Annotated in this window: 22 protein-coding genes; 10 read left to right on the top strand and 12 right to left on the bottom strand. The window is 72.6% G+C overall.

All coding sequences use genetic code 11. From position 1 onward, the window contains the following. The first annotated feature begins 147 nt into the window (after positions 1-147). Complete coding sequence (locus ACFYZ8_RS30400; RefSeq protein WP_388538100.1) at positions 148-1,605, top strand: NCS2 family permease; 1,458 nt, start codon at positions 148-150, stop codon at positions 1,603-1,605. A 47-nt stretch (positions 1,606-1,652) separates the two neighbouring features. Then, complete coding sequence (locus tag ACFYZ8_RS30395) at positions 1,653-2,807, top strand: XdhC family protein (protein WP_388538101.1); 1,155 nt, start codon at positions 1,653-1,655, stop codon at positions 2,805-2,807. A 302-nt stretch (positions 2,808-3,109) separates the two neighbouring features. Here the strand turns inward: ACFYZ8_RS30395 and ACFYZ8_RS30390 are convergent, their stop codons facing one another. Continuing rightward, on the bottom strand, positions 3,110-3,541 hold the full coding sequence (locus tag ACFYZ8_RS30390; RefSeq protein WP_359031400.1) for an SRPBCC family protein: 432 nt from the start codon (positions 3,539-3,541) through the stop codon (positions 3,110-3,112). Between the two features lie 260 nt (positions 3,542-3,801). Here ACFYZ8_RS30390 and ACFYZ8_RS30385 point away from each other — a divergent pair, with 260 nt between their 5' ends. Further along, a complete protein-coding gene (locus tag ACFYZ8_RS30385; RefSeq protein ID WP_359031401.1) occupies positions 3,802-4,374 on the top strand; it encodes an HAD-IIIA family hydrolase in 573 nt (190 codons plus the stop codon). Between the two features lie 3 nt (positions 4,375-4,377). Here the strand turns inward: ACFYZ8_RS30385 and ACFYZ8_RS30380 are convergent, their stop codons facing one another. From ACFYZ8_RS30380 to ACFYZ8_RS30370, 3 genes are all read right to left on the bottom strand, one after another. Next, positions 4,378-4,686: a DUF3040 domain-containing protein gene (locus tag ACFYZ8_RS30380; protein ID WP_359031402.1), complete on the bottom strand. Its 309-nt coding sequence runs from the start codon at positions 4,684-4,686 to the stop codon at positions 4,378-4,380. A 144-nt stretch (positions 4,687-4,830) separates the two neighbouring features. Further along, positions 4,831-5,445, bottom strand: coding sequence for a DUF305 domain-containing protein (locus tag ACFYZ8_RS30375; protein ID WP_388538102.1), 615 nt, complete (start codon positions 5,443-5,445; stop codon positions 4,831-4,833). A gap of 53 nt (positions 5,446-5,498) precedes the next feature. Beyond that, complete coding sequence (locus ACFYZ8_RS30370) at positions 5,499-5,882, bottom strand: DUF6153 family protein (protein ID WP_359031404.1); 384 nt, start codon at positions 5,880-5,882, stop codon at positions 5,499-5,501. A 172-nt stretch (positions 5,883-6,054) separates the two neighbouring features. Between ACFYZ8_RS30370 and ACFYZ8_RS30365 the strand changes: the two genes are divergently transcribed. Further along, on the top strand, positions 6,055-6,921 hold the full coding sequence (locus tag ACFYZ8_RS30365; protein ID WP_388538104.1) for an isocitrate lyase/phosphoenolpyruvate mutase family protein: 867 nt from the start codon (positions 6,055-6,057) through the stop codon (positions 6,919-6,921). On the opposite strand, the gene ACFYZ8_RS30360 is transcribed toward ACFYZ8_RS30365, so the two are convergent. The 4 genes from ACFYZ8_RS30360 to ACFYZ8_RS30345 form a co-directional block, all read right to left on the bottom strand. Beyond that, positions 6,896-7,555 (bottom strand): hypothetical protein, encoded by a 660-nt coding sequence (locus tag ACFYZ8_RS30360; RefSeq protein ID WP_359031406.1) that lies wholly within the window; start codon positions 7,553-7,555, stop codon positions 6,896-6,898. The two genes, ACFYZ8_RS30365 and ACFYZ8_RS30360, sit on opposite strands and share 26 nt — an antisense overlap. Positions 7,556-7,648: 93 nt before the next feature. Further along, positions 7,649-8,368, bottom strand: coding sequence for a DUF1775 domain-containing protein (locus tag ACFYZ8_RS30355; RefSeq protein WP_388538106.1), 720 nt, complete (start codon positions 8,366-8,368; stop codon positions 7,649-7,651). A gap of 74 nt (positions 8,369-8,442) precedes the next feature. Next, the gene (locus tag ACFYZ8_RS30350) at positions 8,443-9,069 is read right to left on the bottom strand and encodes a hypothetical protein (RefSeq protein ID WP_388538108.1); all 627 of its coding nucleotides are present in this window, start codon (positions 9,067-9,069) and stop codon (positions 8,443-8,445) included. A 73-nt stretch (positions 9,070-9,142) separates the two neighbouring features. Next, a complete protein-coding gene (locus tag ACFYZ8_RS30345; protein ID WP_359031410.1) occupies positions 9,143-9,376 on the bottom strand; it encodes a twin-arginine translocase TatA/TatE family subunit in 234 nt (77 codons plus the stop codon). A gap of 211 nt (positions 9,377-9,587) precedes the next feature. On the opposite strand from ACFYZ8_RS30345, the gene ACFYZ8_RS30340 reads away from it, so the two are divergent. The 5 genes from ACFYZ8_RS30340 to rox all read left to right on the top strand — a co-directional run bounded on the left by ACFYZ8_RS30340 (position 9,588) and on the right by rox (position 16,012). Beyond that, positions 9,588-10,904 (top strand): hemolysin family protein, encoded by a 1,317-nt coding sequence (locus ACFYZ8_RS30340; protein ID WP_359031411.1) that lies wholly within the window; start codon positions 9,588-9,590, stop codon positions 10,902-10,904. Beyond that, on the top strand, positions 10,901-11,923 hold the full coding sequence (locus ACFYZ8_RS30335) for a hemolysin family protein (protein ID WP_388538110.1): 1,023 nt from the start codon (positions 10,901-10,903) through the stop codon (positions 11,921-11,923). The genes ACFYZ8_RS30340 and ACFYZ8_RS30335 overlap by 4 nt, the downstream gene beginning before the upstream one ends. A gap of 163 nt (positions 11,924-12,086) precedes the next feature. Then, positions 12,087-13,409 carry a hemolysin family protein gene (locus ACFYZ8_RS30330; protein WP_388538111.1) on the top strand — a complete coding sequence of 441 codons (1,323 nt, stop codon included), beginning with the start codon at positions 12,087-12,089 and terminating at the stop codon, positions 13,407-13,409. Beyond that, positions 13,406-14,419 carry a hemolysin family protein gene (locus ACFYZ8_RS30325; RefSeq protein ID WP_359031414.1) on the top strand — a complete coding sequence of 338 codons (1,014 nt, stop codon included), beginning with the start codon at positions 13,406-13,408 and terminating at the stop codon, positions 14,417-14,419. The genes ACFYZ8_RS30330 and ACFYZ8_RS30325 overlap by 4 nt, the downstream gene beginning before the upstream one ends. A 135-nt stretch (positions 14,420-14,554) precedes the next feature. Further along, on the top strand, positions 14,555-16,012 hold the full coding sequence (gene rox / locus ACFYZ8_RS30320; protein WP_388538112.1) for a rifampin monooxygenase: 1,458 nt from the start codon (positions 14,555-14,557) through the stop codon (positions 16,010-16,012). A gap of 65 nt (positions 16,013-16,077) precedes the next feature. On the opposite strand, the gene ACFYZ8_RS30315 is transcribed toward rox, so the two are convergent. Further along, entirely contained in the window at positions 16,078-16,422 is a 345-nt protein-coding gene (locus ACFYZ8_RS30315; protein WP_359031416.1) for a helix-turn-helix domain-containing protein, read from the bottom strand. A gap of 133 nt (positions 16,423-16,555) precedes the next feature. Between ACFYZ8_RS30315 and ACFYZ8_RS30310 the strand changes: the two genes are divergently transcribed. Continuing rightward, positions 16,556-17,332: an ANTAR domain-containing protein gene (locus tag ACFYZ8_RS30310; protein WP_388538114.1), complete on the top strand. Its 777-nt coding sequence runs from the start codon at positions 16,556-16,558 to the stop codon at positions 17,330-17,332. Between the two features lie 136 nt (positions 17,333-17,468). Here ACFYZ8_RS30310 and meaB read toward each other — a convergent pair whose 3' ends face one another. From meaB to ACFYZ8_RS30295, 3 genes are read right to left on the bottom strand one after another with little or no spacing between them, the layout of a single operon-like run. Beyond that, positions 17,469-18,458, bottom strand: coding sequence for a methylmalonyl Co-A mutase-associated GTPase MeaB (gene meaB, locus ACFYZ8_RS30305; RefSeq protein WP_359031418.1), 990 nt, complete (start codon positions 18,456-18,458; stop codon positions 17,469-17,471). Then, positions 18,455-20,632 (bottom strand): methylmalonyl-CoA mutase, encoded by a 2,178-nt coding sequence (gene scpA, locus ACFYZ8_RS30300; RefSeq protein ID WP_388538116.1) that lies wholly within the window; start codon positions 20,630-20,632, stop codon positions 18,455-18,457. The genes meaB and scpA overlap by 4 nt, the downstream gene beginning before the upstream one ends. Continuing rightward, complete coding sequence (locus tag ACFYZ8_RS30295) at positions 20,632-22,440, bottom strand: methylmalonyl-CoA mutase family protein (RefSeq protein ID WP_388538117.1); 1,809 nt, start codon at positions 22,438-22,440, stop codon at positions 20,632-20,634. The genes scpA and ACFYZ8_RS30295 overlap by 1 nt, the downstream gene beginning before the upstream one ends. Between the last annotated feature and the right edge of the window lie 37 nt (positions 22,441-22,477).

Raw genomic sequence — 22,477 nt, 5'->3', positions numbered from 1 at the left:
AACGTCACACTTCGCCGCGCCGCCCGGAGTACTCAGATCGTTCGTCTCGGGCCGTCCCCCGGGTCGTGCGGCCGAAGCACCTTCCCAAATCCCGCAACCGCAGAGGCGGTTGCCGGGTGCCCCTGTGAACCTTGGGAGTAGGCCCACATGACCCAGCAGCAACTGGAGCCGGCGACCGTCGCCGACGATGCGGGAGAAGGCACCCGCGTCCCGGCCGGCAGGTCCTGGCTCGACCGGTACTTCCACATATCCCGGCGAGGGTCCACCGTGGCGCGTGAACTGCGCGGTGGCGTCACCACCTTCATGGCGATGGCGTACATCCTCCTGCTCAACCCCCTGATCCTGTCCGGCAAGGACGCGGCGGGGGACACGCTCGGCCAGAAGGCGCTGATCACCGCGACCGCGTTCGCGGCCGCCCTCACCACGCTGCTGATGGGCTTCTTCGGCAAGGTGCCCCTCGCGCTCGCCGCCGGCCTCTCCGTCTCCGGCGTGCTCTCCTCGCAGGTCGTCCCCGTGATGACCTGGCCGCAGGCGATGGGCATGTGCGTGATGTACGGCGTGGTCATCATGCTGCTGGTCGTCACCGGCCTCCGCGAGATGATCATGAACGCGATCCCGCTGGCCCTCAAGCACGCGATCACCATGGGCATCGGCCTGTTCGTCGCCCTGATCGGCTTCTACAAGGCCGGCTTCGTCCACCAGGGCAAGGCCACCCCGGTGACTCTCGGCCCCACGGGCGAACTCGCGGGCTGGCCCGTCCTGTTGTTCGCCGTCACCCTCCTCGCGATCTTCATGCTCCAGGCGCGAGGCGTCCCCGGCGCGATCCTGATCGGCATCCTCGGCGGGACCGTGCTCGCCGTCGTCCTCAACGCGGCCGGTGCCATCGCCCCGAAGCAGTGGGCGAGCGGCGCCCCCGAACTCCACGGCAGCGCGGTCTCCATGCCGGACTTCTCGGTCTTCGGGAAGGTCGAGTTCGGCGGCTGGGGCGAGGTCGGCGCGATGACGGTCGGCATGATCGTGTTCACCCTCGTCCTCGCCGGGTTCTTCGACGCGATGGCCACCATCATCGGCGTCGGCACCGAGGCGAAGCTCGCCGACGAGCAGGGCCGGATGCCGGGCCTGTCCAAGGCGCTGTTCATCGACGGCGCGGGCGGTGCGATCGGCGGTGTGGCCGGTGCCTCCGGGCAGACGGTCTTCGTCGAGTCGGCCACCGGCGTCGGGGAAGGCGCCCGTACCGGCCTGTCCTCCGTCGTCACCGGCCTGTTCTTCGCGGCCTGTCTCTTCTTCACCCCGCTCACGGCGATCGTGCCGGGCGAGGTCGCGGCCGCCGCCCTCGTGGTGATCGGCGCCATGATGATGATGAACGCCCGCCATGTCGACTGGGCCGACCGCGCCACCGCGATCCCGGTCTTCCTGACCGTCGTGATCATGCCGTTCACCTACTCGATCACCGCGGGTGTCGCCGCGGGCGTCATCTCCTACGTGGCGATCAAGGTCGCGCAGGGCAAGGCGCGGGAGATCGGCGCCTTCATGTGGGGACTGACGGTGATCTTCCTGGTGTACTACGCCCTCAACCCGATCGAGAGCTGGATGGGCGTGCACTAGCCCGCCCGAACGCACCCGTACGCAACCGCTGACAAGGAGACCGAGACATGCTGGACATCGCCGACGAGCTGCACCGGTGGGTCGAGCAGGGACGCGACTTCGCCGTGGCCACCGTGGTGGCCGTCGGCGGCAGCGCGCCCCGCCGGCCCGGCGCCGCCCTCGCGGTGGACGCCGACGGCACGGCGATCGGCTCGGTCTCCGGCGGCTGTGTGGAGGGCGCGGTGTACGAACTGTGCCAACAGGCCCTCACCGACGGGGAGTCGGTCCTCGAACGCTTCGGCTACAGCGACGACGACGCCTTCGCCGTCGGTCTGACCTGCGGCGGTGTCATCGACATCCTCGTCACCCCGGTCCGGGCCGGCGACCCCGTCCGTACGGTGCTCGCTAACGCCCTCGAAGCCGCCGCGCAGGGCCGGGCGGCGGCCCTGGCACGGATCGTCTCCGGGCCACGGGAACTTGTCGGCCGCGCCCTCGTCGTAGGCCCCGAGGACCTCTCCGGGTACGGCGGTTTCGGCGCCCACCCCGAGCTGGACCGCACGGTGGCCGCCGAGGCCGGCGCCTTCCTGGACGCGGGCCGCACCGGCACCCTGGAGATCGGCGAACAGGGCTCGCGCTGCGGCGCCCCGCTCACCGTGCTCGTGGAGTCCTCGGTGCCACCGCCCCGGATGATCGTCTTCGGCGCGATCGACTTCGCGTCGGCGCTGGTGCGGATCGGCACGTTCCTCGGCTACCGGGTCACCGTGTGCGACGCCCGCCCCGTCTTCGCGACGGAGGCGCGCTTCCCGGAGGCCGACGAGGTGGTCGTCGAGTGGCCGCACAGGTACCTGGAGCGCACGGAGGTCGACGCCCGGACCGTCCTGTGCGTCCTCACCCACGACGCCAAGTTCGACGTCCCCCTGCTGCGACTGGCCCTGCGCCTCCCGGTCGCCTACGTGGGCGCCATGGGTTCCCGCCGCACCCACCTCGACCGCAACGAACGCCTCCGCGAAGTCGGCGTGACGGAACTGGAGCTGGCGCGGCTGCGCTCACCCATCGGCCTCGACCTCGGCGCTCGTACGCCCGAGGAGACGGCCCTGTCGATCGCCGCGGAGATCGTGGCCAACCGGAGGGGAGGCAGCGGGATGTCACTCACCGGCGCGCACACGCCGATCCATCACGACGTGACGTCCGCCCCTGCCCGCCGGATCGGGTCGGTGGCCTGACCGCGCCCGGCCGGCGCCGGGTTCGAGGTCGCCCGGGGTGGGCCGGTGCTCGACGTCGGACCAGCGGGCGCCCTCGGTTTCCCGGACCGCTCGGGCGGCGACTTCGGCGAGGTCGGGTGACGAGGACGCGCGCGAAGCCGTACGCCGCCTCGGCGACCCAACGGCCGTTGTCGTGGAGTGTGCCGTCGCGCAAGGTGTGCAGGACCAGGGCGATGCCGGACCGGCCCAGGTGGCCGCCGAAGTGGGCCATGCCTCAAGGCGCACCGACAACTGCCGTCATCGTGCCGACCGTCGCACCCGATTCAGGTCCCCCGAAGCAGCCGGTTCAGCGCCCGTCCGAAGACCGACCGGGCCGACACCCGCAGCACAGGGCCGGGCAGGAAACGGACCCTGAGCTGCTCGCGCCAGATCACCCGCGCCCGGCCGCCCGGACCCGGGTGCACCTCCAGCTCGGCCCACCCCTTCACCACCCGGCCGCGCTTCTCCAGGCGGCACAGCCCGGAGACGCCCTCCGCGGGCGGGCGCCAGACCGTGACCTCCATCGGGTCGGCGAAGGCGAGCGGGCCGATCCCCGAACGGGCGACGACGAGCGTGCCCTCGGCCGTCGGCCCCGGCGGCACGACGGTCACGCGCGTCAGGGGGACGACCTCGCCGTGGCGGGGCCACTCCGTGAGGCGGCGCCAGGCCTCGTCCTGGGAGAGCGGGGCCGTGCGTTCGAGGAGGAAGGTGACCACGAGCTGATCTTAGGGAATCCGGCCTGCTCAGCGGGGATTTCATGGGGGTCTCACATACTTGGCGCAGAGTGGGGTGGGCGGGAAGGCGTACCTCGGGCGGACGCACCCTGGGGACCGCGCCGAGAAGTCCGGATGCCAGGGCGTTCCCGGCACCCCACCGCCCCCACCTGACCCGATGGATCACGCGTCGCCGCATGGACCCGCCCGACTCGGTTACTCGCGGAGGGGAAGCAGTACACGCGAGAGCCGGGAGGTGGCCCATGACGCGCGTGCGCACGGTGCTGTTCGACCGTGACAGCATCCTCGCCGAAGACCCGTCCGACCCCGACGGGGTGCGCCCGGCGCCCGGGGCCCGGGAGGCGCTCGGCATGCTGCGCCGGCAGGGCGTCCGCACCGGGTTCGTCGCCCTGCAACCCGGTGCCGGGCACGGGCGGCCGAGCGACGCCGACGTACGGGCCGTCAACCACCGGGTCGACGAACTCCTCGGCCCCTTCGACATCTGGGGCGTGTGCCCGCACGGTCCCGACGACGGCTGCCACTGCCGTCCGCCCGAACCGGGTCTCATCCTCTGGGCGGCCGGCCGGGTCTGCACCGCGCCGGGCGACTGCGCGGTCGTCGGCACCGCCGCGGACGCCGAGGCCGCGGCGCGGGTGGGCGCCCACGGGATCCTCGTACCGGACGAGCGGACCGGGCCGGAGGAGACGGCTCGGGCCGGCCACGTGGCGCCGGACGTCCTGACCGCCGTACGCGCGCTGCTCTCCGGGCCGCCGCAGGGGCGGGTCCTGGTCGACGAGCGGCCGATCGAGTCGGCGTTCGAGAGCGACGGGGCGTGAGGCTCAGGGTTCCGTCCAGCGGCACAGCAGCCGGAACACCGCGAACAGGGCCAGCGGCCAGACGCCCGCGAAGGCCCATATCACCGCGGGCCGCGAGGTGACGATGCCCGTCACCATGAGCGCGCTCGACACCGCCAGCAGCAGGCCCACGGTCAGCAGGTGCGGCCGGTAGTGCGCCACCCGGGACAGGTCCGGCCGGCGGCGCAGCCGCCCGGTGCGCATCCGGCGCTCCAGACGGCGGTCGCGGCGCAGGGCGCGCTCCACCTCGTCCAGGATGCGCTGCTCGTGATCGGGGAGTCGCCCTGTGGTCACTGTCGCTCCTCGTGGATCCGGAGAGTCCTTGTGCGGGTGCCCGGAGAAGGGCCCCACGAACCGTCCGGCCACTGGGCGGTGGAGCCCAGGAGCCCCCGGTGCCCGCGCCGGGCGGCACGGGCACCGGGATGACCCGTGGACGGGTCAGTTCTCGCCGAGGAGCTTCTTCATCTCGCCGATCTCGGCGTTCTGCGCGGTGACGATGTCACCGGCCATGGCCGTGGCGTCCTGGTTCTCGCCCTTGGCCTTCTCCGTCGTGGCCATCTCGACGGCACCCTCGTGGTGTTCGACCATCATGGTCAGGAACATGGAGTCGAAGTCCTTGCCGGAGGACTTCTTCAGCTTCTCCATGTCGGCGGCGGCCATCATTCCGGCCATGCCGGAGTGGGCGGAGTGGTCCATGCCGGGCATCGCCTCGGGGACCTTCTCGTCCCAGGTCTTCAGCCAGCCGGTCATGGTCTCGATCTCCGGGCCCTGCGCCTTCTCGATGCGTGCGGCGAGATCCTTGACCTGGGTGGAGGCGGCCCGGCCGGCGGCCAGTCCGGCCATCTCCACGGCCTGCTGGTGGTGGGGGATCATGCCCTGGGCGAAGGAGACGTCCTGCTCGTTGTGGGCGCCGGCCGAGGCCTCGGCGGAGATCGAGGGCGAGGAGGCGGCCGAGGGCGAGGAGGCGGCCGAGTCGCTGTCACCGCCGCCTCCACAGGCGGCGAGGGCGAACACGGCACTCACGGACAGGGCCGCGAAACGGGTCGTACGCATGCTGGAACTCCTGTTGTGCGAAAGGGATCTGGACATGGCGGAGCACGCCGTGTCTAGATCCGCAGGAGCTGGAGTTCCGCGAGGGAGGGCGGCGCGCGGGCGCCCTCCTGGGCCGTGGCGGTCTGGGCACACAGGCCGGCCGGGCCGAAGGCGCCTGCCGCCGGGTCGGGGACGAGCGAGGGCAGGGCGGGCCCGCCGCTCACGGCCCCCGAGGCGCAGGTCGCGTCGGCGTGGTGGAGGTGGCCCGAGCCGCAGCCGTCGTGGCAGACCGTGTCGACGGTCACGACAGCCGTCCGCAGGTGCGCCGGCCCGGCCCCGTGCGCGTCCATACCGCCACCGGGCGCCAGGGCGTGCATGCCCAGTACCCCGACGAGCAGCCCGAGCACGAGCAGCGCCCGCCACAGGGGCGGACGTGCGGAGTGCAGGGCGCTGGTCATCGGACTCATCCTAGAGGGGCGTAGGGCCACGGCTGTGCACCGAGGCCGTCGGTCGTACGTACGGCCGCGCGCCGCCCGCTGTTCAGAGCTCCACGGTCCGCGCGCCGCGCGCGGCTCTTCGGCGTACGTTCTCCGGGAGCCCGTCGAGGGGCGGCGGGCCGGGAAGGACCGTGTGGACAAGGATCGTGTGGACACCGAGAGCCGAGCCAAGGCACAGCGTTTCGCCGCACTGCACCGGGAGGGCTGCTTCCTGCTCCCCAACGCGTGGGACGTGGGCAGCGCCCGCGTCCTGGAGGCGGCCGGGTTCCCGGCCGTGGCGACCACCAGCGCGGGCGTCGCGTTCTCCCTCGGGCGGCCCGACCACGACTTCTTCGCCGAACAGCCGCCCGAGGACCGCGTCGACCGGGAGACCATGCTGCGCCGGGTCGGCGAGATCGCGGGCGGGATCGCCGTACCGCTGAGCGCGGACCTGGAGGACGGGTACGGCGAGTCGCCCGAGACTGTCGCCGCCACCGTCGCGAGCGCCCTCGCCGCCGGAGCCGCGGGCGGCAACATCGAGGACTTCACCGGCGACCGCGGCCGCCCGCTCCACGACGAGAAGCTCTCCGCCGACCGGGTCCGCGCCGCCCGCGAGACCCTGGCGGCCGGCGGCGAGCCCTTCGTCCTGGTCGGCCGCACCGACGTGCTCCTGGTCGGCGGCCCGCTCGACGAGGCCGTCCGCAGGGCCAACGCCTATCTGGAGGCCGGTGCCGACTGCGCGTTCGTCCCGGGCGCCGCCGACGCGGAGACCATCGGCACCCTGGTCCGTGAACTCGACGGCCCGCTCAACGTGGTCATGGGCCTGACCGGCAACGGGCTCTCCCTCGACGACCTGCGCGAACTGGGCGTCCGGCGAGTCACCGTCGGCGGCAGCATCGCCCGCGCGATGTACCGCCATCTGCTCGACGCGGCGCGGGAGTTGGCCGACAGCGGCACCTTCTCGTACGCCGCCGGCCAGCTCTCCCAGACGGACCTCAACGACCTGTTCCGGCGGGGCTAGAGGCAGGAGCGGAGGCGGGACCGGAAGCAGGGCCGGAGGCGCTGCCGGAGGGCGGCGCCACACAGCTCGGCGCCTCGGGCGCGTCCTCCGCGTGCCGGGTCAGCGCGCACACCGTGCGCAGCGCGACCTTCCAACCGCCGTCCTGGAGTACGGCCGCCCCCGGCCCGCCGGTGTCCAGCCGACGCCCCTCACGCGTGAGGACGTAGGCCACGTCGGCGTGCTCGTCCGAGGTGTACGACACGGAGGTCACCTCGGCGCGCAGCTTGCCGCCGCTCGGGTCGCGGAACAGGTTGTCGATCATCAGGGCGTTCTCGTCGCCGTCCTCGACGACGTCGGTGCGCCGGTCGAGGGAGGACTTCGGGTCGAAGAGGACCGTCCACGCCTCCCGGATGTCCCGCTCCGCCCGCTGCGGATCCGGGGGCGCGGTGGCGGTCGGCAGCGGGGAGGCGGAGAGGGACGGGGAGCCCCCGGCCGTGGTCGGACTCGGGGACCCGGTGGCGGAGGGCCGGCCCGTGCGGGAGGCCCCCTCGTCACCGCCGCCGCCGTTGTCGCAGGCTCCGGTCAGGACCAGGGCGGTGACGGTCAGGGCCACCGCCCAGGTCCCGTGCCGTGCAGGGGAGTTCGCGCAGGTCATGGCACTCCATCTCCGGGTACGCCGTGTGGCTGGCCTACCCGGGGGCGGGGGATTCATCCAGGACGGGCGGGAAAACCCCCTGGCCCGGTGCACTCAGCTCTCGGCGCCGCCCCGCCGCCGTACCGCGAAGACCACGGCGGCCGCCGCCACGAGGACCCCGACGCCGATGCCGGTCCAGGCGGCCGCGGACAGCCCGCCCTCGTCGCCCTTCGCGGTGTCGGCGGCCTGCGGGGAGGCCGTCGGGGTCGTCGTCTCGGGGGTGGGCGACGGCGAAGGCGACGCCGACGCGCTCGGCGAGGAGCCGACCGGCTTCGCCCCCGGCGCCGCCGCCTTCAGCTTCAGTGTCGGCGCCGGATTCTCCCCGTTCTCGTCCAGCTCGATCCAGCGGTCGACGTGCCCGTCGCCGTAGGTCTGGAGCGTCTTGAACGGCACCTCCTTCGCGTCGGGCAACTGCCGTACGACGACGGAGTACTCGGCGCTCTCACCGGTCTTCAGTTCCGCGCCCTTGACGGTGTAGCCGTCGCCGGTCGCGCTGAACGTCCAGCCCTTGGGGCCCTCGCCGTATGTCACGTCGGCCGGGTCGATGCCCTCGGGCAGGACCACCCGCACCTCCTTGATCCCGGAGGAGTCGGACTCGGCCTCGGCGTGGAAGGAGACGGTGACGTTCTCGGCGAGGGCCTGCGCCTTGTCGGCCTCGACCTCGGTGTGGGCGGCGGCCGGAACGGCGGCCAGGATCACGGCCGTTGCGGCTCCGGCGGCCGCGACGGACAGGCGGGACAGGCGGGGCAGGCGGGGCAGGGCGATACGGGACATGGAGGTCTCCAGGCAGGGGGGTACGGCGGGGCGGCCGGCCGGCGGATCGGGGCCGGACCGGCGTCCCGGTGGGGTCAGTGGGCGAGAGCTGCGCTCGCCGCCGGAGGACCCCGCCGTACCACCGCGTGCGCCAGCAACGGCCGTACGGTGAGCGGCCGTTCGTCGCAGGTCGCCATGACGGCCGGCGCGGCTGCCGGTGCGGGTGACATGGGCCGGGTGAACAGCAGCCGGACGGCGGCCGATCGGTCCCGGACCGCGTCGAGCGCCGCCGTCACCCCGCGGGCCACGCTCCAGCAGGCCGCGTCCGCGCGGTGCAGCAGGACGGCGACGAGCGCGGCGACCAGCGAGTGGGCCGCCGTCATGGCGAGGGAGCCGTGCAGCCGTTCGGGCCACGCCGGGTGGGCGCCGTGCGGGTGTCCGTCGTGGTGCCGCCCGGCCGCGGTGAGCGTCAGCCACAGATGGAGCCCGGACTGTCCCGCGACACTGCACGCGACGACCGCCGCCAGGCTTCTGGGCCGCTGGACACCGATGAGCCCCACGGCGAAGAGCACGGCCGTCGCGGCGGCACTCTGTCTCCAGGGCACCGGGCCCTCGGCGAGCAGATGATGGGCGCCGACCCCGAGCACCGTGCCGACGACTGCGAACACCGCGGCCCGCGGAACGGGCAGCGGCGCGCGAGTCGTCGTGGTCGGCAGGTGCATGGCCTGCTCATCATGGAGTATCGCGAGGGCGGTCGGCAGGGAAACCGTGGACCGCCGTACGGAGGCCGGGGGTTCAGCGGGTGCCGGACCCCTGCTCGGTGGCTCCGCTCCCCCCGGTGCCGCCGGGCCGGAGCACCTCTCCCTGGATGACCTGGGGTTGCGGGCGGCCTTCCTCGGCCGCGCGGGCCTCCGCCTTCAGGATGCGCGCCGACCTGCCCGCCGTACGGGCCAGCTCCGGGCCCTTCTTCACGGCGATGACCGCTATGACGACGATCAGGACGATCGCGAGCTCGCTCAGTCCGAACATGGGGGAGGCCTCCGTCAGGTTGGCGCCGAAGTCGGACGAGACGCCCGCCGGACCGGCAGCGTACCCCGCGGCCCCGGCCAGTTGCTTTGCCTGTCCTTTACTATTGGGTGAAGCCCGTCCCGACACGAAGGAGCCACGGACCCGCAATGGGTGAGCCTCCCAGTACCAGCCGAGCCACGTCCCACCCGTCCGCACGGGCGGGGGTGGCCCGGTGACCGAGATCCTGCTGCTTCTGCCGGCACTCCTCCTCACGCTGGCCTGCGCCGTGTTCGTCGCCGCCGAGTTCTCCCTGACCACCGTCGAGCGAGGCGACCTGGAGCGGGCCGCCGAGGCCGGCGAGCGAGGTGCCGAGGGCGCGCTGAAGGCCGTACGACGGCTGACGTTCCAGCTCTCCGGCGCCCAGCTCGGCATCACCGTCACCTCACTGGTGATCGGCATGCTCGCCGAACCCTCCCTCGCAGCCCTCCTCAGGGGCCCCCTGGAGGCCGCCGGCCTGGGCGGCGCCGCCGCTCCCGTGGCGACCGCGCTGGGCGTGGCCCTGTCCACCGTCGTGCTGATGGTGGTCGGCGAGCTGGTGCCGAAGAACTGGGCGATCTCGCGGCCGCTGGCCGTCGCCAAGGTCGTCGCCGGACCGCAGAGCGCCTTCACCGCCCTCTTCGGCCCGTTCATCCGGCACCTCAACAACACCGCGAACCGTTTCGTACGGCGCTTCGGCCTGGAGCCCGCCGAGGAGCTGGCCTCCGCCCGCAGCCCCGAGGAACTGGTCGCGCTCGCCGAACACTCCGCCGCCGAGGGCGCCCTGGAGGCCGACTCGGCCGAGCTGTTCGTGCGCACCCTGCACCTGGGCGAGCTGACCGCCGAGAACGTCATGACACCGCGCGTCGACGTCAAGGCCCTCGAAGCGCACGCGACCGCGGCCGACGCCGCGAACCTCACCCACGCCACCGGCCTGTCCCGCTTCCCGGTCTACCGGGACAGCCTGGACGAGGTCATCGGCACCGTGCACATCCGTGACGTGCTCGCCCTGGAACCGGAGAAGCGGGCCGCCACCCCGGTCACCGACCTGGCCACCGCGCCCCTGCTGGTCCCGGACAGCCTCACCGCCGACCGGCTCCTGGAGCGGATGCGGGCCACCCGCACCATGGCGGTCGTCATCGACGAGTACGGCGGCACCGCGGGCGTGGCCACCGTCGAGGACATCGTCGAGGAGGTCGTCGGCGAGGTCCGCGACGAGCACGACCCCGTCGAGATCCCCGACCTGCTGCCCGCAGGCGACGGGGCGTGGGACGCCGAGGGATCCGTCCGCGTGGACCGGCTCGGCGAGATAGGCCTCACCGCGCCCGAGGGGCCGTACGAGACCGTGGCCGGGCTCGTCGCCACCCGCCTCGCCCGCATCCCCGCCAAGGGCGACGACATCGAGGTGGACGGCGGCTGGCGGCTGGAGGTCCTGGAAGTCGACCACCACCGGGCCGACCGCGTCCGGATCACCGCACCGACCCTGGTCCGGACCGGGGAGGAGACCCGATGACCACCGTCCAGCTGCTCGTCGGCGCCCTGACACTGCTGACCAACGCCTTCTTCGTGGGCGGCGAGTTCGCCCTGATCTCCGTGCGCCGCAGCCAGATCGAGCCACACGCGCGTGACGGCCACAAGCGGGCCCGGATGACCCTGTGGGGCCTCGAACACCTCTCCGCGATGATGGCCACCGCCCAGCTCGGCATCACCGTCTCCTCGCTGGTGCTCGGCGCGGTCGCCGAACCCGCCATCGCGCACCTGCTGGAACCCGGCTTCGCCGCGGCCCGCGTCCCGGACGGCCTGGTCCACCCGATCGCGTTCGTCATCGCCCTGTCGCTCGCCACCTATCTGCACATGCTGATCGGCGAGATGGTCCCGAAGAACATCGCCCTGGCCGCCCCCGTGCCGACCGCGCTGCTCCTCGGACCGCCGCTGGTGGCCCTCACCCGCGCGCTGAGGCCCTTTGTGTTCGGCATCAACGCCTTCGCCAACGCCCTGCTGAAGCTGCTGCGCGTCGAACCCAAGGACGAGGTCGAGTCGGTGTTCACCGACCACCAGCTCGCCCGCATGGTCGTCGAGGCCGGCGAGGCCGGGCTGCTCTCGCCCGCCGACGGTGAACGGCTGCGGGACGCGCTGGAGCTGGGCACCCGGCCGGTCGGCGAGATCCTCGTCCCCATCCAGCGGATGCGGACCGTGGACGCCTCGGTCACCCCGGCGCTGCTGGAGCGGGTCGCCGCCGAGGCGGGCTGGTCCCGCTTCCCCGTCACCGGCCCGGACAGCACCCTGCTGGGCTATCTGCACATCAAGGACACCCTCGGCGCCACCGACCGCGACCGGCCCTTCCCGCGTGCCGCCCTGCACCCGGTCACCCGGGTCCGCATCGACACCCCGCTGGACGACACCCTCACCGCGCTGCGCGCCGACGGGAGCCATCTGGCGGCCGTGACGGGCCGGACGGGGGCCGTCCTCGGTTTCGTGACCATGGAGGACGTCCTGTCCGAGCTGGTCGGACCGACGCCGGCCACCGCGTGATCGCACGGCCACCGCGTGACCGCCGGGCGGCCGTGCCGCCCGGCTGGTAGATCTGGGAACGCCGCTCCCGCCCCGGCCGTTCTCACAGCGCACCGCACTACCGAAGGAGCAAGCCCGTGTCCGCCACCCCGACGGACCCCCGCCCCACGCGATCGACCCGCCGTTGAGTACCACGAGTGCCCTGCTGGGCCTGCTGGCCGTGTTCCTGCTGACCGCCGGCACCGGCTACTTCGTCGCCCAGGAGTTCGCGTACGTCTCCGCGGACCGGCTGGCCCTCTCCCGCGAGGCGGAGGCCGGTGACCGCAAGGCCGCCCGCGCACTGAAGGTCCTGGAGCGGCTGTCCTTCATGCTCTCCGGCGCCCAGCTGGGCATCACCGTCACCGGCCTGGTCGTCGGCTTCATCGCCGAACCCTCGGTCTCCGCGCTCCTCGAGCCCGCCCTGACCGGCCTGGGCATCCCGGAGGGGGCCGTCGGCGGCATCTCCGTCGTGCTGGCCTTCGTCCTGGCCACCGTCGTCCAGATGGTGCTCGGCGAACTGGCCCCGAAGAACCTCGCGATCGCCGTCCCCGAGCGGCTCGCGAAGGCCCTCGCACCCTCGACGCTCGGCTACCTCAAGGTCGTAGGACCCCTCGTGCACGTCTTCGACGGGGCCGCCAACCGTCTCCTGCGCAAGGCCGGCATCGAACCCGTCGAGGAACTCCACCACGGCGCCACCCTGGAGGAACTCGGCCACCTCATCGGCGAGTCCCACGAACAGGGCGAACTGCCCAGGGACACCGCCGAACTCCTCGACCACGCCCTGGAGTTCTCCGAGCGCACCCTCGACGAGGTGATGGTGCCGCGCGTCGACGCCGTCTTCGTCCGAGCGGACGCCACCGCCGCCGAGGCGGTCGACCTGATCGCCAAGCACGGCCACTCCACCTACCCCGTCCTCGGCGACCACCCCGACGACGTGCCCGGCGTCCTGGGCGTACGGGAGCTGACGCGCCTGACCGCCCACGAGCTGACCCGGTCCACCGCGCGGTCCCTCGCCCGCACCCCGCTCCTGCTGCCCGACACGCTCCCGCTGCCGGAGGCGGTCGCGCAGATGCGGGAGCGGGACGACGAGTTCGCGGTCGTCCTGGACGAGCACGGCGGAGTCGCCGGCATCGTCACCTACGAGGACATCGCCGAGGAACTGGTCGGTGACATCGCCGACGAGACCGACACCGTCACCGAACCCGCGGTGCCCGACGGGGAGGGCTGGCTGGTCGACGCCGGCCGCCGGCTCGACGAGATCGCCGACGCCACCGGCGTCGAACTCCCCGAGGAGGAGGACTACGACACCGTCGCGGGCCTGGTGGTGGACCGTCTCGGCCGCTTCCCTGCGATCGGGGACCGGATCACGGTCGAGCTGCCGGACGGCGGCCGCGCGGTGATCGACGTACGGACTCTGGACCGGCACGTACCGGAACGCGTCCGCGTGCAGGCGGTGGAGCCGGAATGAGTTTCCCGACGGCGCTCTTCGTCACCGTCCTGCTGCTGATCGGCAGCGGCTTCTTCGTCGCCGCCGAGTTCGCGCTGGTCGCCGCCAAGCGGCACCGCATGGAGAAGGCCGCGGCGGAGGGACGGCGCGGCGCGAAGGCGGCCCTGGCCGGGATGCGCGAGCTGTCGCTGATGCTGGCCGGCGCCCAACTCGGCATCACCGTCTGCACCCTGGGCCTCGGTTCGGTCTCCAAGCCCGCGATCTCCCACGAACTCGACCCGCTGCTGCACGACCTGGGCCTGCCCAGCGCGCTCAGCTACGGCGTGGCCTTCGTGTTCGCCATGGTCGTCGTGGTGTTCCTGCACATGGTGCTCGGTGAGATGGCCCCCAAGTCCTGGGCGATCGCCCACCCCGAGCGCTCCGCGATGCTGCTCTCGCCGCCCTTCCGGGGCGTGGTCAAGGCCGTCAGGCCGCTGATCTCGGTACTGAACGGGATGAGCAACGCGCTGGTACGGCTGTGCCGGGTCACCCCGCGCGACGAACTCGCCGCCGTGCACAACCGCGAGCAACTGACCCATCTGGTGGAGGAGTCGCAGCGGCTCGGGCTGATCAGCGAGGCCGACTCGGCGCTGCTCACACGCTCGCTCACCGAGCCCGGAACACCCGTCGGCGACCTGCGTGTCCCGGCCGCGGAGATCACCTCGGTGGAGGGAAGCGCCGACTTCGACGCCGTCCTGCGTACGGCCGCCGAGCACGACCGCACCCGCATGCTGGTCCGCGAGGGCGACCTGGTGCTCGGCTCCCTCCACGCCCGCGACGCCCTGGTCGCCCGTGCCCAGGGCCGCACCGGCACCGCCCGCACCCTGGCCCGCCCGGTCCCGGAGCTGACGCAGGACACCACCGTCGCCGACGCGATCGACCTCCTGCGCCGCAACCGGGCCTCCCTGGCGGTCGTACGGGACGCGGCGGGCACGCTCACGGGGATGGTGACGCTGGACGACCTGCTGGCGCGCTATCTGCAGCCGTCCTGAACCGGGTCGCACATGAGCGAGGGCAAGGAGATCACCGCTCTCCTTGCCCTCTTCAACGTATAGCTCACGGGGGGCCTTGCGGCAAGATCCCCGTCCTGCCGCACAATCTCCGTCCGAACCGAGGAGGGGGATCCGATGATCGACGTGATCGTCGCCGGCGGCGGGCCGACGGGTCTGATGCTGGCCGCCGAGTTGCGGCTGCGCGGTGTGCGGGTGGTCGTACTGGAGAAGGAGGCCGGGCCGACCGAGATCGTCCGCTCGCTCGGCCTGCACGCGCGCAGCATCGAGGTGCTGGACCAGCGCGGGCTGCTGGAGCGGTTCCTCGCGCACGGCAGGCAGTTCACGGCCGGGGGCTACTTCGCCAGCATCGACAAGCCCTGGCCGGACGGGCTGGACAGTGCGCACGCCTACGTCCTCGCCATCCCGCAGACCGTCACCGACCGCCTGCTGGCCGAGCGTGCCGTCGAACTGGGCGCGGAGGTCCGGCGCGGCTGCGAGCTGGTCGGGCTGAGTCAGTCGGTCGACGGGGCCGGGGCCGGGGTGAGCGTCGAACTCGCCGACGGTACGCGGCTGCGCGCGCGCTTTCTCGTGGGCTGCGACGGCGGCCGCAGCACCGTGCGCAAGCTGCTCGGCGTCGGCTTCCCGGGCGCGTCCGCCAAGGCCGAGACGCTGCTCGGCGCGATGGAGGTCGGCGTGGCGCCGGAGACGGTGACCGCGGTGGTGACCGAGGTCCGCCGGACCCAGAGGCTGTTCGGCCTCGGGCCCGTCGGGGACGGGCTGTACCGCGTCGTGGTGCCCGCCGAGGGGGTGGCCGGGGACCGCTCGGTCGCCCCGACCCTGGAGGAGTTCAAGCGACAGCTGCGGGCGGTCGCCGGCACCGACTTCGGCGTGCACTCACCGCGCTGGCTCTCCCGCTTCGGCGACGCCACCCGGCAGGCCGAGCGCTACCGGGTCGGCCGGGTGCTGCTGGCCGGGGACGCGGCCCACGTCCACCCGCCGGTGAGCGGACAGGGGCTGAACCTCGGTATCCAGGACGCGTTCAACCTGGGCTGGAAGCTGGCCGCCGAGGTGGCCGGCTGGGCTCCTGAGGACCTGCTCGACAGCTACCACGCCGAACGGCACCCGGTGGCCGCCGACGTACTGAACAACACCCGTGCGCAGATGGAGCTGCTGTCCACCGAACCGGGGCCGCGGGCGGTGCGCCGGCTGCTGGCGCAGCTGATGGACTTCGACGAGGTGAACCGGTACCTGATCGAGAAGGTCACCGCGATCGGCGTCCGCTACGACTTCGGCGAGGGCCACGAACTGCTCGGCCGGCACCTGCGCGACCTCACGCTCAAGAGCGGCCGCCGCCTCTACGAGCTGACGCGCGGGGGGCGCGGGCTGCTGCTCGACGGCACCGGCCGGCTGTCGGTGGCGGGCTGGGCGGACCGGGTCGACCACGTCGTCGACGCCGGCCGGGAACTGGACGTTCCCGCGGTCCTGTTGCGGCCGGACGGCCATGTGGCGTGGGTGGGGGAGAAGCAGGGGGAACTGGTCGCCACCCTGCCCAGGTGGTTCGGGACGACCGCCCTGGAATCCCACCGCCGCTGATGGAGAGGGCGGCGGCATGTGATCCCGTGTCTGCGGTGCGGGGGGTGCCTGCCGCGCCGACAGGGTCAGGCGGGAGTGGGCCGGCGGGTGCCCGTGAGGGGGCTGCGGGCCGCCTCGTCCTGGACGAGCAGGGAGAGCAGTGACGCCACCGTCAGGCCGGCCTCGGCGGGATGGCGCAGCACCTTTCCCGGGTCGATGCGGTAGGTGTTGGTGCGGCCCTCCCGCACGTGCGACAGGTATCCGTCCTGCTCCAGGTCGGAGATGATCTTCTGTACGGCGCGTTCGGTCAGCCGGCAGCGCGCGGCGATGTCGCGGATCCGGGCGCTGTGGTTGTCGGCGATCGCGGCCAGTACTCGCGCATGGTTGGTGACGAACGTCCATCCGCTGTGAGACTCGGGCACTCCATCCATGGCAGCAGTCTAGCGACCAGACATTCACGCATTCAAAAACCGGAACAAAATTTCATGTATTAGTTGACGTATGTGGGTCACTGAGGGGAATCTGAGGGACAGAGGCAGCCGAGCACATGAACGGGAGAGGGCCATGCCGGAACCTGCGCACTCGGCGCAGCCCCTCACCACGCTGGACGCGCGCCCGCCGTGTCTGGCCACGATCAAAGCCGTCGTGGCCGGGGACCGGACGGTGGTCGTCTGCCGTGGCGAGTTCGACCTCGGAGCCCAGGAGCTCCAGGCGGAGCTCTCGGCCGTCCTCGACCGCTCGGCCACCGGCGTGGACCTGGACCTCGCAGGGGTCCGGTTCTGCGACTGCGGCGGCCTCAACGTCCTGCTGGGCCTGCGCAGGGAGGCCCTGGACCAGGGCAAGACGGTCACCGTCCGGACGTGCAGTCCGGCCGTCGAGCGCCTGCTCGACCTGACCGGAGCGGGGGAGCTGTTCGTGACCGACAGGTCCGTACGCTCCGCCGACTCGGCCACCCCGGCCGCCGACTCGGCCACCGCGGCCGCCGTGCCCGTCCCCGCGCCTGCCCTGAGCCCCGTCCCCGGTCCCGGTCCGGGTCCCGAGGAGCAGCCCCAGCCCATGGATGTCGACGAGGAGCTGCGCCTGGAGGTCGATCAGCTGCGCCGGGCGATGCGGACCCGCCCGGCCATCGACGTGGCCCGCGGGATCGTCATGGCCTCGTTCGGGCTGAGCCCCGAGGACGCCTGGACGGTGCTCGTCACCGCCTCCCAGAACACCAACACCAAACTGCACCACCTCGCCCAGGGTCTGATGGGCGCCGTCCATGGCGCAGCGGTGCCGGAGGACGTGCAGCGGCAGATGGCGGCGGCCGTGGCCAGGGTCCGGGAGCGGGAGCCTGAATAGCGGGGCCTCCGCTGCGGTCCCGGCCGCGGAGCCTCTGCCGTGCCGTGCTCCCGTGGCGTGGCGTGGCGTGCCGTGGCGTGCCGCGGACGGCGGCGGTCCGTCCCGGCCGGCCGGTTCCGTCCCTCGAGCCGGGTACCTACCCGCGCCCGGTGTCCTGGCCGAAGGCCTCAAGGATCCGTTCGGCGGCCAGCGTGGCCGTCAACTGCCCCTCCCGGACCCGCTGTTCGAGGTCCGGGGCGAGGGCCTTGACGGCCGGGTGGGAGTGCAGGCGGCCGAGGAGTTCGTCCCGCACCATCGCCCAGGCCCAGCCGACCTGCTGGTCCCGCCGCTTGGCGGTGAGCCGCCCCGTGGAGTCGAGAAGCATCCGGTGCTGTTCCAGGCGCTCCCAGACCACGTCCAGGCCGGTCGACTCGCGGGCGCTGCAACTGAGCACCGGGGGAGTCCAGAAGGCGTCCTTGCCGTGCATCAGCCGTAGCGCGCCCGCCAGTTCACGCGCGGCCGCGCGGGCGTCGCGCTCGTGCGGGCCGTCCGCCTTGTTGACCGCGATCACGTCGGCGAGTTCCAGGACGCCCTTCTTGATGCCCTGGAGCTGGTCGCCGGTACGGGCCAGGCTGAGCAGCAGGAAGGAGTCGACCATGTCGGCGACCGCGGTCTCGGACTGGCCGACGCCGACGGTCTCGACCAGGATCACGTCGTACCCGGCGGCCTCCATCACGACCATCGACTCCCGGGTCGCCTTCGCCACCCCGCCCAGCGTGCCCGCGCTCGGGGAGGGTCGTACGAAGGCGTTCGGGTCGACGGCCAGGCGCTCCATGCGGGTCTTGTCGCCGAGGATCGAGCCCCCGGTACGGCTGGAGGACGGGTCCACGGCGAGGACAGCCACCCGGTGCCCGAGCGAGGTCAGCATCGTGCCGAACGCGTCGATGAACGTCGACTTGCCGACCCCCGGCACCCCGCTCACACCGATCCGCCGCGCCCGGCCACTGTGCGGGAGCAGCTCGGTGAGCAACTCCTGTGCCAGTGACCGGTGTCGGGGATGGGTGGACTCGACGAGGGTGATCGCGCGGGCCACGATCGCCCGCTTCCCGTCGAGCACGCCCTTCACATACGCGTCGAGATCGATCACTGCCCGTGTCCGAGGTCGGCCGACAGACGCTCCACCAGGTCGTACGCCGCGTCCGGGATCACCGTCCCCGGCGGGAACACGGCCGCCGCGCCCATCTCCAGGAGGGTCGGCACGTCCTGCGGCGGGATCACCCCGCCCACCACGATCATGATGTCCTCCCGGCCCTCCTCGGCCAGCGCCTCCTTCAGCGCCGGTACGAGGGTGAGGTGACCGGCGGCCAGGGACGAGACGCCGACGATGTGCACGTCCGCCTCCACGGCCTGGCGGGCCACCTCGCCCGGGGTCTGGAACAGGGGGCCGACGTCGACGTCGAAGCCGAGGTCGGCGAAGGCGGTGGCGATCACCTTCTGGCCGCGGTCGTGGCCGTCCTGGCCCATCTTGGCGACCAGGATGCGCGGCCGGCGGCCCTCCGCCTCCTCGAAGGCGTCCACCAGCGCGCGGGTGCGGTCCACGTTCTCGGACTCCCCTGCCTCGTTGCGGTACACCCCGGAGATCGTACGGATCTGGCTCGCGTGCCGGCCGTACACCTTCTCCAGGGCATCGGAGATCTCGCCGACGGTGGCCTTCGCGCGGGCCGCGTGCACGGCCAGCTCCAGCAGGTTGCCCTCGCCGTCCGCGGCCCTGGTCAGCGCGTCGAGCGCGTCCCGGCACGCGGTCTCGTCCCGCTCCGCCCGCAGCCGCCGGAGCTTCTCGATCTGCTGGGACCGTACGGAGGAGTTGTCGACCTTGAGGACCTCGATCGCCTCGTCCGTCTCGACCCGGTACTTGTTGACGCCGATGACCGGCTGGCGGCCGGAGTCGATACGGGCCTGGGTGCGGGCCGCGGCCTCCTCGATGCGCAGCTTGGGGATGCCGGCGTCGATCGCCTTGGCCATGCCGCCCGCCGCCTCCACCTCCTGGATGTGCTGCCACGCCTTGCGCGCGAGGTCGTACGTCAGCCTCTCCACGTACGCGCTGCCGCCCCACGGGTCGATGACCCGGGTCGTGCCGGACTCCTGCTGGATCAGCAGCTGGGTGTTGCGGGCGATGCGCGCCGAGAAGTCGGTGGGCAACGCCAGTGCTTCGTCAAGGGCGTTGGTGTGCAGCGACTGGGTGTGGCCCTGGGTCGCCGCCATCGCCTCGACGCACGTGCGGGTGACGTTGTTGAACACGTCCTGCGCGGTCAGCGACCAGCCCGAGGTCTGCGAATGGGTGCGCAGGGAAAGGGACTTGGCGTTCTTCGGGTCGAACTGCCGCACCAGCTTCGCCCACAGCAGCCGCGCCGCCCGCAGCTTGGCGATCTCCATGAAGAAGTTCATGCCGATCGCCCAGAAGAAGGACAGCCGGGGCGCGAACGCGTCCACGTCCAGGCCGACTTCGCGTCCCGCGCGGATGTACTCGACGCCGTCCGCGAGCGTGTACGCCAGCTCCAGGTCGGCCGTCGCACCCGCCTCCTGGATGTGATACCCGGAGATGGAGATGGAGTTGTATCGGGGCATCCGCTGCGAGGTGTAGGCGAAGATGTCGGAGATGATCCGCATCGACGGCTTCGGCGGATAGATGTAGGTGTTGCGGACCATGAACTCCTTGAGGATGTCGTTCTGGATGGTCCCGGCCAGCTTCTCGGGCGGCACGCCCTGTTCCTCCGCCGCCACGATGTACAGCGCCAGCACCGGCAGCACGGCGCCGTTCATCGTCATCGACACGGACATCTTGTCGAGGGGGATGCCGTCGAACAGCTGCCGCATGTCGTAGATCGAGTCGATCGCCACGCCCGCCATGCCGACGTCACCGGTCACCCGCGGGTGGTCGCTGTCGTAACCGCGGTGCGTGGGCAGGTCGAAGGCGACCGACAGTCCCTTCTGGCCGGCGGCGAGGTTGCGCCGGTAGAAGGAGTTGGACTCCTCGGCGGTGGAGAAGCCCGCGTACTGGCGGATCGTCCAGGGCTGGTTGACGTACATCGTCGGGTACGGCCCGCGAAGGTACGGCGCCACGCCCGGGTACGTCTCCAGGAAGTCCAGGCCCTCCAGGTCACGGCCGGTGTAGAGCGGCTTGACCTCGATGCCCTCCGGCGTCTCCCAGACGGGCCCGGCGCCGCCGGTGGCCTGCTTCACAGCCGTACGCCACTCGTCGGCGCCGACCTCGGTGGCCGGGGTCCCCAGCTCGATCCCGGTGAAGTCGGGGATGCTGGACATCAGGACACTCCCATGCGGTCGAGGGTGGCGGTGAGCACGGCGACGGCGTCGCAGCCCGCGAAGACGTAGGAGTCCACGCCGGAGTACTGCCCGGGCCGCCCGGCGAGGAACACGTGCCGCGCGCCTGCCGACTTGAGGGCCTGTACGACCTCGTCGGCCCGCTCCTCGTACACCGCGTCGCTGGAGCACAGGCAGGCCTCGGTGGCGCCGCTCTCCTCGAAGGTGCCCTCGGTCACGGGCTCGATGCCGCCGGCCTGGAAGAGGTTGGCGGCGAAGGTCGTGCGGGCGGTGTGGGCCGCGGCCGGGCCGAGCGCGGCGAGGAAGACGCGGGGCCGGGACCCGGTCGCCGCGAGGTGGGCGTCGGAGCGGGCGCGCAGCTCCTCGTACGCCTCGTCGCGCCGCACGCGGGGCAGGCCGCCGGTCCGGGACTCGGGCGCGGGGGCGCGCTCCACGGGCTTCTCGCCGAGGTGCGGGAACTCGCTGACGCCGGTGATGGGTTCGCGCCGGGTGGCGAGCTTCTTGGAGCGCTGTGCCCAGGTCGTCGCCAGGTCCGTGCGGAGCCGTCCGGAGCGCAGAACGGCCGCCTGGCCGCCGTCGCGCTCGATCGTCCGGAAGAACCGCCAGGCTGCCTCGGCGAGTTCGTCGGTCAGCCGCTCCACGTACCAGGAGCCGCCCGCCGGGTCGATCACCCGGGCCAGGTGCGACTCCTCGACCAGGATCGTCGAGGTGTTGCGGGCGATACGCCGGGCGAACGCGTCCGGCAGACCGAGCGCGTGGTCGAAGGGCAGCACGGTGACGGCCTCCGCGCCGCCGACCCCGGCGGCCAGGGTGGCGATCGTCGCGCGCAGCATGTTCACCCACGGGTCGCGCCGGGTCATCATCACGGGCGAGACGACGGCGTGCTGTGCCTGGGCTCCGGCACCGGGCGCCCCGCACACCTCGGCGACCCGCGCCCACAGCCGGCGCGCGGCCCGCAGCTTGGCGATCGTCAGGAACTGGTCGGCCGTCGCCGCGTACCGGAACTCCAGCTGCGCACAGGCCTGTTCGACGCTCAGCCCGGCCCCGGTCAGCTCCCGCAGATAGGCGACACCGGTGGCGATCGAGGCCCCCAGCTCCTGCGCGGCCGAACCGCCGGCCTCGTGGTACGGCAGCGCGTCCACCGTCAGCGCCCGCAGCCCCGGGAACTCCTCGGCGCACCTGCGCGCGAGCGGGACGACGGGCGCGAAGTCCAACTCCTCGCCCGTACGGGCCTCGTGGCCGAGCGGGTCGGCGCCGAGGTTGCCGCGCGCGGCCTGGCCGTCGATGCCGCGCTCGTCGTAGAGCCGCAGCAACTCCTGTGCGGCGGGGACCACTTGGCTGCCCGCGTCGAGGACGACCGGCGCGAGGTCGAGATAGACGCCCTCGAGGACCTGGCCGAGCGAGGCCACCGGGATGCCGCCCTCGCCCGCGACGAGCCACAGGGAGCTGACGCCGTTCTCCAGGTCCGTGAGCACCGCGCTGTTGTCGGCGACCGCGTGCCGCTGCCGTACGTCCCAGCCGCCGGTGGTGTTCCCCTCGGCACGGGCGCCCCGCACGAAGGGGGCCAGGCCGGGGAAGCCGGGGTCGGGCGCGGTGTCGTGCGCGGTGTACAGGGGGCGGGTGCGCAGCCCGTCCTCGAGCGCGGTGGACAGGGCGTCCTCCGCTGCCACGCCGGAGACTTCCTTGCCGGACTTGCGCAGGACACCCGCCACCAGGCTGTGCCACTGATCAAGGTTCGCGTCAGGGAACTCGGCGGCCAGCGAGAGCCCGTCGTCAGGCAGGACCGTCATGCTCGGATGCTAGGCCAGAGCGGCAAAGGAGCAGCAG

The sequence above is a fragment of the Streptomyces sp. NPDC001668 genome (assembly GCF_042893155.1).
In the GTDB taxonomy this organism is placed as follows: Bacteria; Actinomycetota; Actinomycetes; order Streptomycetales; family Streptomycetaceae; genus Streptomyces.
Note: the sequence above shows the minus strand (reverse complement) of the source record. Positions and strands in the feature narration are given on the sequence as shown.